This is a genomic window from Mycobacterium sp. 1165196.3, from assembly GCF_001673415.1.
Classification (GTDB): Bacteria; Actinomycetota; Actinomycetes; order Mycobacteriales; family Mycobacteriaceae; genus Mycobacterium; species Mycobacterium europaeum_A.
Window position 1 is genome coordinate 1 of record NZ_LZLU01000161.1, and the last position, 12312, is coordinate 12312.

The window sequence follows — 12312 nt, forward strand, 5'->3', positions numbered from 1 at the left end:
TCCACGCACCACCGTGTCGCGAGCGTAACGCCACGGCGATTTTCACCTCGAGAATCCGCCACAGCGTTACGCTCGCGACACGGTGGTGCGTGGAGGGGCTCAGCCCTCGATGATGAATTCTTCGAGCTGGGCGCGCGCGATGTCGTCGGGCAGCTGCTGCGGCGGGCTCTTCATCAGGTACGCCGACGCCGGGATCACCGGGCCGCCGATGCCGCGGTCCTTGGCGATCTTGGCGGCACGCACCGCATCGATGATGACGCCCGCAGAGTTCGGCGAGTCCCAGACCTCGAGTTTGTACTCGAGGTTCAGCGGCACGTCGCCGAAGGCGCGGCCCTCCAGCCGCACGTAGGCCCACTTGCGGTCGTCGAGCCAGCCGACGTGATCGGAGGGGCCGATGTGCACGTCCTTGGTCTTGAACTCGCGCTGCAGGTTGGAGGTCACGGCCTGCGTCTTGGAGATCTTCTTGGACTCCAGCCGCTCGCGTTCGAGCATGTTGAGGAAGTCCATGTTGCCGCCGACGTTGAGCTGCATGGTGCGGTCCAGCTGCACGCCGCGGTCTTCGAACAGCTTGGCCATCACGCGGTGGGTGATGGTCGCGCCGACCTGGCTCTTGATGTCGTCACCGACGATGGGCACGCCGGCGTCGGCGAACTTCTTGGCCCACACCGGGTCCGAGGCGATGAACACCGGCAGGGCGTTGACGAACGCCACGCCCGCGTCGATGGCGCACTGGGCGTAGAACTTGTCGGCCTCTTCGGAGCCGACCGGCAGGTAGGAGACCAAAACGTCGACGTTGGCCTCGCGCAGCGCCTGGACCACATCGACTGCCTCGACGTCGGAGACCTCGATGGTGTCGGCGTAGTACTTGCCGATGCCGTCCAGCGTCGGGCCGCGCTGCACCGTCACGTTGAGGGGCGGCACGTCGGCGATCTTGATGGTGTTGTTCTCCGACGCGAAGATCGCCTCGGACAGGTCGAAGCCGACCTTCTTGGCGTCCACGTCGAACGCGGCGACGAACTTCACGTCGCGGACGTGGTACTGGCCGAACTTCACGTGCATCAAGCCGGGCACGGTGCTGTTCGGGTCGGCGTCGTAGTAGTACTGCACGCCCTGAACCAGCGAAGACGCGCAGTTACCGACGCCGACAATGGCGACTCGTACCTCCGACTGCGCTTCTGCCGCCTTCGGCGGTTGGTTCTCACTCATAAGGGCGTTCTCCTAACCTCTGACCTCTGACTGGGATGCTGGGTTCGTGCAGGGGGTTACGTTTGCTCGGAGAGGCCGGGCATCGCCCGCTCCGCAGCGATGAGCTCGTTGAGCCATTTGACTTCGCGCTCACTGGACTCGAGCCCCAATTGATGAAGCTGACGGGTGTAGCGGTCGAACGAGCTACTGGCCCGCGCAACTGCTTCGCGCAGACCTTCCCGCCGTTCCTCGACCTGACGGCGGCGGCCTTCCAGAATGCGCATGCGCGCCTCTGCCGGAGTCCGGTTGAAGAACGCCAGGTGTACCCCGAAGCCGTCGTCGGTGTAGTTGTGGGGACCGGTGTCGGCCACCAGCTCACCGAAGCGCCGGCGGCCTTCGTCGGTCAGCTGGTAGACGCGCCGGGCCCGCCGGACCGGCGTCCCGGCCGGGGCGGCGTCCTCGGCGATCAACCCGTCGGCCTGCATGCGGCGCAGGGCCGGGTAGAGCGAACCGTAGGAAAACGCCCGGAACGCGCCGAGTAGACCGGTCAGCCGTTTGCGCAACTCGTAGCCGTGCATGGGCGATTCGATCAGGAGACCGAGGATGGCAAGCTCCAGCAATCGAATCACCTCCCTGAGAGTTTTGCGTGGCTGGTTACGACGGTCCGACGCCTCGCGCAATCGTATCGTCTCGATATATTAGCCACAACACCACCGGCTGTTGGTTTGCAGTTCGTCACAGTGCAGGGGTGTGAAATGTGCGCCGGGGGGACCGGTCTTTACGTCGGCAGGCTCATCTGCTTGACGGTGCCGTCGCCGGTGAAGGAGATGTAGCCGCCGCCGTAATCGCTGGAGACATACAGCGACAGCGTGAGGGCCCCCGGCGTGGTCGGGTCGGTTGCCGGCTCGACGATCAAGTACGTGGTCTTCACGTCGGAGGGCTTCATGCGCAGCGTCTGCGGGGCGCCGCGCATGATGCCGACGGTCTTCGTGACGTCGAACTTGCTCAGGTCGACCGGGACTGGGCCGTCCGAAGAACTCTTGGCCGAGCTGGTCGGATCGCCCCAGCCGCCGCGGTAGGTATAGGCCAGCACCCGGCGGTCGTCCGAAGGGTCCGGCCGGTCCAGCGACGCGTAGGTCGGGTAGATCACCAACCGGTAGCCCATGGTCTCGCCGAATCGTTTGCGCATCTGTTCGAGCAGTCCGGTGAGCCCGCCGACCGAGTGCAGCTGGGTGGGCGGCGTCAACACCACGGCGCTGACTCCGTCGGGCTTGGCTCCCGGGTCGGCGGTGAAGTCCAGCGGCGAGCGGGTGTTGCCGTACAGGCCCCACCCGATCCCCATGCCCAACAGCACGGACACGACGAATGCGGCGGCCAGCACTCCCCACCCGCCGACTTGGGGCACCTTGTGGCGCGAGTCAAGCGCCGGCAACTGCCGCCCGGAGTTGGTTTGCAGGTCGCTCACCAGGGCACGCAAGTCGCCCAACGTCACCGCCTTGGTGGCCGCGCTGACCCTCTCCCGGTGCTCCTCGGCGGAGAGCTCACCGTCGGCCAGCGCGTCATCGAGGACCGTGCAGGTGTCTTGGCGATCGGTGTCCTTGGCGCGGGTAGTCGTGGTCACCCCGCCGGCCAGCGGTGCCCCGAGCCATTTCGCCACGGGGATGATCGTAGAAGTCCGGTGTCGGTTTGGCGCAGAAATCACCGTCGAGTGCCCGGGCCCGACCGCCACGGTTTCGGTTGCGTATCACTGCTCGGGATGGCGACGTACTCTGGTGGGCGTGCGACTGCAGCGACAAGTGGTGGATTACGCGCTCCGGCGGCGCTCACTGCTGGCCCAGGTGTACTCGGGCCGGACGGGTGTCTCCGAGGTCTGCGACGCGAACCCGTATCTGCTGCGCGCCGCCAAGTTTCACGGGAAACCGAGCCAGGTCATGTGCCCGATCTGCCGCAAGGAGCAGCTGACGCTGGTGTCGTGGGTGTTCGGCGAACACCTGGGTGCGGTGTCGGGTTCGGCGCGCACGGCCGAGGAATTGGTGATGCTGGCAACCCGGTTCGAGGAATTCGCGGTCCACGTGGTGGAGGTGTGCCGGACCTGCAGCTGGAACCATCTCGTCAAGTCCTACGTGCTCGGCGCTGCGCGCACGGCACCTCCGCCCAGGGGTACCGGCCGCACGCGGACGGCGCGCAACAACGCCCGCACGGCCATTGAATAACGAAGGACGCCACAGCCAGTCCTCCGGTGACCAACGTGGGCCATCGACTGAGCATGTAGGCAATCAGAGTTCTGACAAGCGTCCGGGCCCCAGCCGTCCGGACGCCCCTCGGGATCGTGAGCGTCGGGAGGGGCCGCCGACGATCAGCCGCCGTCGGCAGGCTCCGCCGGACGATCGACTCACCACGATCCTGCCGCCCGTGCAAGACGACCGGGCGCCCCGACGCTCCGATCCGATAGACGAAGTCAAAGCCGCACTGGCCGGCCCGCCGTCCACGCCCTTGCGCCGCGACGCGCTCGACGAGGTCAAGGCGGCGCTGGACAGTCGGGGGCCGACGTCCGGCCGGCAAGACCGGGCAGGCCTCGGCGGTGGGGTCGGCCCGGCACCCCGGACGCCCGGGTGGACCCGGCGGTCCCGGCGGCCGACCCCTCCCGCCGTGGCGCGACTGGGCCTGGACCGAGCAGATCAACTGGCTGTGGGTGCGGCGCGGGGCCTACCTGTGCGCGGCGGTACTGGTGCTCTTGCCGATCGTCACGTTCGCGATGGCGTACTTCATCGTCGACATTCCCAAGCCGGGTGACCTTCGTACCAACCAGGTTTCGACCATCCTGGCCAGCGACGGCTCGGAGATCGCCAAGATCATTCCGCCCGAAGGCAATCGGGTCGACGTCAACATCAGCCAAGTTCCGGTGCATGTGCGCCAGGCGGTGATCGCCGCCGAGGACCGCAACTTCTACTCGAACCCGGGGTTCGATTTCGCCGGTTTCGTGCGCGCGGTGAACAACAACCTCTTCGGCAGCGGCGACCTGCAGGGCGGGTCGACCATCACCCAGCAGTACGTGAAGAACGCGCTGGTGGGTTCGGCTCAGCACGGGGTCAGCGGCCTGATGCGCAAGGCCAAGGAATTGGTCATCGCCACCAAGATGTCCGGGGAGTGGTCGAAAGACGATGTCCTGCAGGCCTATCTGAACATCATCTACTTCGGCCGGGGCGCCTACGGAATTTCGGCCGCCGCCAAGGCCTACTTCAACAAACCCGTCGAGCAGCTCACGGTCTCCGAGGGCGCGCTGCTGGCCGCGCTCATCCGGCGGCCGTCCACGCTCGACCCGGCGGTCGATCCGCAGGGCGCCCGGGCCCGCTGGGCGTGGGTGCTCGACGGCATGGTGGAAACCAAGGCACTGTCGTCCAATGACCGTTCCGCGCAGGTGTTCCCGCCGACCGTGCCGCCGGATCAGGCGCGCGCGCAGAACCAGACGACCGGACCCAACGGGCTGATCGAGCGTCAGGTGACCAAAGAGCTGATGGAGCTGTTCAACATCGACGAGCGGACCCTGAACACCCAGGGCCTGCAGGTCACCACCACCATCGATCCGAAGGCCCAGCAGGCCGCGGAGAAGGCGGTGTCGAAATACCTCGACGGCCAGGATCCCGATATGCGTTCGGCCGCGGTCTCGGTCGACCCGCACGACGGCGCCATCCGTGCGTACTTCGGCGGCACCGACGCCAACGGGTTCGACTTCGCTCAGGCCGGGCTGCAGACGGGATCGTCGTTCAAGGTGTTCGCGCTGGTGGCCGCGCTCGAGCAGGGCATCGGGCTGGGCTATCAGGTCGACAGCTCGCCGCTGACGGTCGATGGCATCAAGATCACCAACGTCGAGGGCGAGAGCTGCGGGACCTGTAACCTCGCCCAGGCGCTGAAGATGTCGTTGAACACGTCCTACTACCGGCTGATGCTCAAGCTCAAGGGCGGGCCGCAGGCCGTCGCCGACGCCGCGCACCAGGCCGGCGTCGCGACCAGCTTCCCCGGCGTGGACCACACCCTGTCCGAGGACGGCAAGGGCGGCCCACCGAACAACGGGATCGTGCTGGGCCAGTACCAAACCCGGGTGTTCGACATGGCCTCGGCCTATGCCACGCTCGCGGCCTCCGGGGTGTATCACCGCCCGCACTTCGTGCAGAAGGTCGTCAACTCCGACGGCCAGGTCCTCTTCGACGCGGCAAACTCCGACAATAAGGACGAGCAGCGGATCCCCAAGGCCGTCGCCGACAACGTCACCGCGGCCATGGCGCCGATCGCCGCCTATTCCCGCGGCCACGCCCTGGCCGGCGGTAGGCCCTCGGCCGCCAAGACCGGCACCACCCAGCTCGGCGACACCAGCTCCAACAAGGACGCCTGGATGGTCGGCTACACACCGTCGCTGTCAACCGCGGTGTGGGTGGGCACGGCCAAGGGCGACAGTCCGCTGGTAACCGCCTCGGGCGCACCGGTTTACGGCTCGGGGCTGCCGTCGGACATCTGGAAGGCCACCATGGACGGCGCCCTCAAGGGCACCTCCAACGAGTCCTTCCCCAAGCCGACCGAGATCGGCGGCTATGCCGGTGTGCCCGTCGCGCCGCCCCCACCCCCGCCGCCGTCGGAGACCGTCATTCAGCCCACCATCGAAGTGGCGCCCGGCATCACCATCCCGGTCGGCCCGCCCACGACGATCACTGCGGCGCCACCAGCACCCGGCGGTGGCCCGCCGGGTGGTCCCGAGCCGGGCGGTCCGGCCGGGGGCCCGTTTGGTGGCGCGCCGTTTGGTGGCGCGCCGGGTGGCGGCGTCCCGCCGGGTGGACCCCAAGCACCCGCGCCGCCACCGTGACCGACGCCGCGGAGCACGGCGCCACCACTTCACCGCAGCGGCTGGCCGCGGATCTGCGCAGCGCCGACAACCGAGATTGCCCGAGTCGCAACGATTTCCTGGGCGCCGCACTCGCCGACGTCGTCGGTGGCCCGGTGGGCCGGCACGCGCTGATCGGCCGCTCCCGGCTGATGACCCCGCTGCGGGTGATGTTCCTGATCGCGCTGGTCTTCTTGGCGTTGGGTTGGTCGACGAAGGCCGCGTGTCTGCAAAGCACCGGTACCGGCACCGCCGATCAGCGGGTGGCCAACTGGGACAACCAACGCGCCTACTACGAGTTGTGCTACTCCGACACCGTGCCGCTCTACGGCGCAGAGTTGCTGAGCCAGGGCAAGTTTCCGTACAAGTCGAGCTGGGTCGAGACCGACTCCACCGGCGCCCAGCAGATCCGTTACGACGGCCGGCCTGCGGTGCGCTACATGGAGTATCCGGTGCTGACCGGGATCTATCAGTACGTGTCGATGGCCCTGGCCAAGACCTACACGGCGTTGAGCAAACTCGCCCCGCTGCCGGTGGTCGCCGAGGTGGTGATGTTCTTCAACATCGCCGCGTTCGGGCTGGCGCTGGCCTGGCTGGCCACCGTCTGGGCGAGCGCGGGCCTGGCCGGGCGCCGGATCTGGGATGCCGCCTTGGTGGCGGGTTCGCCCATCCTGATTTTTCAGATCTTCACCAATTTCGACGCGCTGGCAACAGCATTCGCGATGGCCGGCCTGCTGGCGTGGGCGCGGCGAAAGCCGGTGCTGGCGGGCGTACTGATCGGATTGGGCGCCGCGGCCAAGCTGTACCCGTTGCTGTTTTTGGGCCCCATGCTGCTGCTGGGAATCCGGACCGGACGGCTGCGCGCGTGGGTCCGTACCGCCGTGTCGGCCGGGGTGACCTGGCTGTTGGTGAATCTGCCGGTGCTGGTGTTCTTTCCGCGCGGGTGGTCGGAGTTCTTCCGGCTCAACACGCGGCGCGGCGACGACATGGACTCGTTGTACAACGTCATCAAGTCGTTCACCGGGTGGCGGGGGTTCGATTCCAAACTCGGATTCTGGCAGCCGCCGACGGTGCTCAACAGCGTGGTCGCCGTGCTGTTCGTGGCCTGTTGTGCGGCAATCGCATTCGTCGTGTTGACCGCCCCGCAACGGCCACGGGTGGCGCAGCTGGCGTTTTTGGTGGTCGCGGCGTTCCTGCTGACCAACAAGGTGTGGAGCCCGCAGTTCTCGCTGTGGCTGGTGCCGCTGGCGGTGCTCGCCCTGCCGCATCGCCGGCTGCTGCTTGCGTGGATGACCGTCGATGCGCTGGTGTGGGTGCCGCGGATGTATTACCTGTACGGCAACCCCAATCGTTCCCTGCCCGAACAGTTCTTCACTACCACCGTGCTGCTCCGCGATATTGCGGTTATCGTGTTGTGCGCGTTAGTAATTCATCAGATCTACCGGCCCGGTGAGGATTTGGTGCGGTGGGGCGGGCGGGTGGACGATCCCGCGGGCGGACCGTTCGACCGCGCACCCGACGACCCGCTCGGTTGGTTGCCCGACTGGCTGCGGCCGCCGGGGTCGCGCCGCTCGGCCGTCCCGGCAGCCGAGCACGCCGACGAGCAGGCCCCAGTGGCGAGCGGGGCGCCGTGACCCGCGCCGACGACGACGATCCCGGCGCAGCCGGGGTCGAAGGAGTGGCGCCATGACGCAGGTTGCCATCCCCGTCTTCCCGCGATTCACCGCTCTTGACGCGGTCGGTCCATACGAAGTGCTGCAACGCATCCCGTCCATCGACGTCGTGTTCGTCGGGCACCACCGCGGTGAGGTGCGGACCGAGAACGGCATGCTCGGTGTCAGCTGCGACGCCACCTTCGACGACGTGGACGCACCCGACGTGGTGGTGTTCCCCGGCGGCATCGGCACCCGACAGCTCATCCACGACGAGACCATCCGGACCTGGCTGCAAGCGGTACACCCCAACACCCGGTTCACCACCTCGGTGTGCACCGGTGCCCTGCTGCTCGCTGCGGCCGGCCTGCTGGACGGGCTCACGGCCACCACGCATTGGCGGGCCGCCGACCTCCTCAACGGCTTGGGCGCCCGCTACGTGCCGCAACGAGTCGTTGAGCACCTGCCGCAGCGGATCATCACCGCCGCGGGGGTCTCCTCCGGCATCGACATGGCGCTACGTCTGGTGGAACTGGTCGTCGATCGCGAGGCCGCACGGGCCGCTCAGCTGCTGATCGAATACGATCCGCAGCCGCCGTTCGACTCGGGCGCGCTCGCCAAGGCCGACCCCGCGACGGTGGCCAGGGCCGACGAATACTTGGCCGCCCGGCGATAGCGGGTTGCCCGACTGTCCGGATTTTTCTGGTCAGCCCCGTATCCGGTAGCCTGATGCGGTTGCCGACGCAGGCGACCCTCCTGCCACGGATCGTCCGTGGCCGCTTGAGACCAGAGGAGGTGGTGAGGTTTCCATGCGTCCATACGAAATCATGGTCATTCTTGACCCCACGCTCGACGAGCGCACCGTTGCCCCGTCCTTGGAGACGTTCCTCAACGTCGTCCGCAAGGATGGTGGATCCGTCGACAAGGTCGACATCTGGGGCCGCCGCCGGCTGGCCTACGAGATCGCCAAGCACGCCGAAGGCATCTACGTCGTCGTCGACCTGAAGGCCGAGCCGGCGACGGTATCCGAGCTCGACCGCCAGCTGAGCCTCAACGAGTCGGTACTGCGCACCAAGGTGATGCGCACCGACAAGCACTAACAGCAGTGGTCGCGTCGCGGGCCCACCGTCGGTGGACTTGCGTAGGCTCAGCGAGGACCACCGTCGCGGAAGCGAGTAGCAGGGCGGAACGAGGAGGAACTTGTGGCTGGTGACACCACTATCACCGTTGTCGGAAACCTGACCGCCGACCCCGAATTGCGGTTCACGCCGTCGGGTGCCGCCGTCGCCAACTTCACGGTGGCGTCGACCCCCCGGATCTATGACCGGCAGAGCGGGGAATGGAAAGACGGTGAGGCGCTGTTCCTGCGATGCAACATCTGGCGGGAAGCCGCCGAGAATGTCGCGGAAAGCCTGACGCGTGGTGCCCGGGTGATCGTCACGGGCCGGCTCAAGCAACGCTCTTTCGAGACCCGTGAGGGCGAGAAGCGCACCGTCGTCGAGGTGGAGGTCGACGAGATCGGCCCCTCGCTGCGGTACGCCACGGCCAAGGTCAACAAGGCCAGCCGCAGCGGTGGTGGCGGCGGTGGCTTCGGCGGTGGTGGCGGCGGCGGCGGATCACGCCAGCAGTCGGCGCCGGCGAGCAGCGCTCCCGCTGACGACCCGTGGGGCAGCGCGCCCGCATCGGGCTCGTTCGGTGGCGGAGACGACGAACCGCCCTTCTGATTCGAGAAAACTTCAGTAATAGAGAACGGAAAGAAAAACAGACATGGCCAAGTCCAACAAGCGGCGGCCGGCTCCGGAAAAGCCGGTCAAGGCACGCAAATGTGTCTTCTGCGCCAAGAAGGATCAAGCGATCGATTACAAGGACACCGCGCTGCTGCGTACTTACATCAGCGAGCGCGGCAAGATCCGTGCGCGTCGCGTCACCGGCAACTGTGTGCAGCACCAGCGTGACATCGCCATCGCGGTGAAGAATGCCCGCGAGGTGGCGCTGCTGCCCTTCACCTCCTCGGCGCGATAGCCGCCGAGGGCCTACCGAAAGTACGAAACGATGAAGCTGATTCTGACGGCTGACGTCGACCATCTTGGTGCCGTCGGCGACACGGTCGAGGTCAAGGACGGTTACGGCCGCAACTTCCTGCTCCCGCGCGGCCTGGCCATCGTGGCCTCGCGCGGCGCGCAGAAGCAGGCCGACGATATCCGCCGCGCGCGGGAAACCAAGGCGGTGCGCGACCTCGGGCACGCCAACGAACTCAAGACGGCGATCGAGGCGCTCGGCCCGGTCTCGCTGCCGGTGAAGACCGCGGCGGATTCCGGCAAGCTGTTCGGCTCGGTGACCGCCAGCGATGTCGTCGCCGCCATCAAGAAGGCCGGCGGCCCCAACCTGGACAAGCGGATCGTGCGGCTGCCCAAGTCGCACATCAAGGCCGTCGGGACCCACCCGGTGGCGGTGCACCTGCACCCCGAGGTCGACGTGGAAGTCGCGCTCGAGGTCGTCGCGCAGAGCTAAGCACCCGACGTTTGCTCGTACCCGGCGGTGGCCATGATCGGCCGCCGCCGGGCTTCGTTGTGCTGCGGGCAGCGGCGCGCCCCTTGGTAGCCAGCGTCGCGGACGTGCTCCCTGGCGAACTATTTCTGGGGTGTATTCGGGCAGCGCGCTTTACCAGCCCGTAACGCTGGGAAAATGTGGCGGAAAGCCAACACGCCCGGGGCAGTAACCTGCGACGACACGCCGGAGAGATTCTTGTCCACACGAATTCAATGGCGTTGTATGGCCGGTATCTGCACCGATGTCCCAGCCCTTTGCATTAATCCACAGGTTCTCCACACCCCGCTCAACACAGGTGTCGACGGATATGCACACACGATGCACAGCTTCATAAACAGCACCCCCTTTGCGTCCTAGTCAGCAACGTTTAACGTCGTCCCGGCGCCGGGCGTGCGGGTGCCATGAGGCGCAATTGTCAGCACCTTGACTTACGCTCACGATCGATTATCGAATGTATGTTCGGGTGCGTGAATCCGGGGAGGAGGGAATCCGTGGCGGTCGTCGATGACTTGGCGTCGGGCATGGATTCTTCGCCGCCTAGCGAAGACTTCGGGCGCCAGCCACCGCAGGACCTGGCGGCCGAGCAGGCGGTGCTGGGCGGCATGCTGCTGAGCAAGGACGCCATCGCCGACGTGCTCGAACGGCTACGGCCCGGCGACTTCTACCGCCCCGCCCACCAGAACGTCTACGACGCGATCTTGGACCTCTACGGCCGGGGCGAGCCGGCCGACGCGGTGACCGTCGCCGCGGAGCTGGACCGCCGCAACCTGCTGCGGCGGATCGGCGGGGCGCCGTATCTGCACACGCTGATCTCGACGGTACCGACAGCGGCCAACGCGAGTTACTACGCGACCATCGTGGCCGAGAAGGCGCTCCTGCGGCGGCTCGTGGAGGCGGGCACCCGGGTGGTGCAATACGGCTACGCGGGCGCCGAAGGAGCCGACGTGGCCGAGGTGGTCGACCGCGCACAGGCAGAGATCTATGAGGTCGCCGAGCGGCGGACGTCGGAGGATTTCGTTCCACTCGAGGATCTGCTGCAGCCGACGATGGACGAGATCGACGCCATCGCCTCCAACGGTGGCGTCGCGCGCGGCGTGCCGACCGGTTTCACCGAGCTCGACGAGGTGACCAACGGCCTGCATGCCGGGCAGATGATCATCGTGGCGGCTCGACCTGGAGTGGGCAAAAGCACCCTTGGATTGGATTTTCTGCGGTCGTGCTCGATCAAGCACCGCATGGCCAGCGTGATCTTCTCGCTGGAGATGAGCAAGTCCGAGATCGTCATGCGGCTGCTGTCAGCGGAGGCGAAGATCAAGCTCGCCGACATGCGGTCGGGCCGCATGAGCGACGAAGACTGGACGCGGCTGGCGCGGCGGATGAGCGAAATCAGCGAGGCGCCACTGTATATCGACGACTCGCCGAACCTGACGATGATGGAGATCCGGGCCAAGGCGCGCCGGCTGCGGCAGAAATCCGACCTGCGTCTGGTCGTGGTCGATTATCTGCAACTGATGTCGTCCGGCAAGAAGGTCGAGTCGCGGCAACTCGAGGTGTCCGAATTCTCGCGTCATCTCAAGCTTTTGGCCAAGGAACTCGAGGTGCCGGTCGTTGCGATCAGCCAGCTCAACCGCGGTCCCGAACAGCGCACCGACAAGAAGCCGATGTTGTCGGACCTTCGTGAGTCGGGATCGCTCGAGCAGGATGCGGACATGGTGATCCTGCTGAACCGGCCCGACGCGTTCGAGCGCGACGACCCGCGCGGGGGAGAGGCGGATTTCATTCTCGCCAAGCACCGCAACGGCCCCACCAAGACGGTGACCGTCGCGCACCAGCTGCACTTGTCGCGGTTCACCAACATGGCGCGGTGATCCGGTAACTCTTGTAGGTTCTGAGCTTCGACTGCAGCTCCTCACGTTCGGCTGCACCTGTGCAGCGCTGCGTGAGACAGGCGCGTGAAATTCGCAGCAATCGTCATCCGTTGCGGTCTTCGGCGACGAGATCGGGGGCGAGGTTTCCTCGGCCCTACGCCAAGTCGCCCCCTTTAGTAGTGGG

Annotated in this window: 11 protein-coding genes and 1 pseudogene; 9 read left to right on the plus strand and 3 right to left on the minus strand. The window is 66.7% G+C overall.

Annotated elements, in window-relative coordinates; translation table 11 throughout:
- Positions 1-99: 99 nt before the first annotated feature.
- From A5659_RS17195 to A5659_RS17205, 3 genes are all read right to left on the minus strand, one after another.
- Complete coding sequence (locus tag A5659_RS17195; protein WP_066861679.1) at positions 100-1206, minus strand: inositol-3-phosphate synthase; 1107 nt, start codon at positions 1204-1206, stop codon at positions 100-102.
- Positions 1207-1262: 56 nt separating this feature from the next.
- A complete protein-coding gene (locus A5659_RS17200) occupies positions 1263-1805 on the minus strand; it encodes a PadR family transcriptional regulator (RefSeq protein WP_066861963.1) in 543 nt (180 codons plus the stop codon).
- 158 nt (positions 1806-1963) lie between these two features.
- Positions 1964-2842, minus strand: a complete 879-nt coding sequence (locus A5659_RS17205) for a DUF1707 domain-containing protein (RefSeq protein WP_066878858.1) — start codon at positions 2840-2842, stop codon at positions 1964-1966.
- A 121-nt stretch (positions 2843-2963) separates the two neighbouring features.
- Here A5659_RS17205 and A5659_RS17210 point away from each other — a divergent pair, with 121 nt between their 5' ends.
- From A5659_RS17210 to dnaB, 9 genes and pseudogenes are all read left to right on the plus strand, one after another.
- Positions 2964-3398 carry a DUF5318 family protein gene (locus tag A5659_RS17210; RefSeq protein WP_064883320.1) on the plus strand — a complete coding sequence of 145 codons (435 nt, stop codon included), beginning with the start codon at positions 2964-2966 and terminating at the stop codon, positions 3396-3398.
- Positions 3391-6040: pseudogene (locus A5659_RS17215) on the plus strand (transglycosylase domain-containing protein). Before A5659_RS17210 ends, A5659_RS17215 begins: the two are co-directional and overlap by 8 nt.
- Positions 6037-7692: a glycosyltransferase family 87 protein gene (locus A5659_RS17220; protein ID WP_067182833.1), complete on the plus strand. Its 1656-nt coding sequence runs from the start codon at positions 6037-6039 to the stop codon at positions 7690-7692. Before A5659_RS17215 ends, A5659_RS17220 begins: the two are co-directional and overlap by 4 nt.
- Positions 7693-7744: 52 nt before the next feature.
- A complete protein-coding gene (locus A5659_RS17225) occupies positions 7745-8386 on the plus strand; it encodes a DJ-1/PfpI family protein (protein WP_067022506.1) in 642 nt (213 codons plus the stop codon).
- 133 nt (positions 8387-8519) lie between these two features.
- Positions 8520-8810 (plus strand): 30S ribosomal protein S6, encoded by a 291-nt coding sequence (gene rpsF, locus A5659_RS17230; RefSeq protein WP_007771721.1) that lies wholly within the window; start codon positions 8520-8522, stop codon positions 8808-8810.
- A gap of 102 nt (positions 8811-8912) precedes the next feature.
- Positions 8913-9434, plus strand: a complete 522-nt coding sequence (locus tag A5659_RS17235) for a single-stranded DNA-binding protein (protein ID WP_067022504.1) — start codon at positions 8913-8915, stop codon at positions 9432-9434.
- A 43-nt stretch (positions 9435-9477) separates the two neighbouring features.
- Positions 9478-9732 carry a 30S ribosomal protein S18 gene (rpsR, locus tag A5659_RS17240; RefSeq protein ID WP_003874730.1) on the plus strand — a complete coding sequence of 85 codons (255 nt, stop codon included), beginning with the start codon at positions 9478-9480 and terminating at the stop codon, positions 9730-9732.
- A 30-nt stretch (positions 9733-9762) separates the two neighbouring features.
- On the plus strand, positions 9763-10221 hold the full coding sequence (gene rplI / locus A5659_RS17245) for a 50S ribosomal protein L9 (protein ID WP_066873329.1): 459 nt from the start codon (positions 9763-9765) through the stop codon (positions 10219-10221).
- A gap of 530 nt (positions 10222-10751) precedes the next feature.
- Positions 10752-12128: a replicative DNA helicase gene (gene dnaB, locus A5659_RS17250; RefSeq protein ID WP_007771724.1), complete on the plus strand. Its 1377-nt coding sequence runs from the start codon at positions 10752-10754 to the stop codon at positions 12126-12128.
- The last annotated feature ends 184 nt before the right edge of the window (positions 12129-12312 follow it).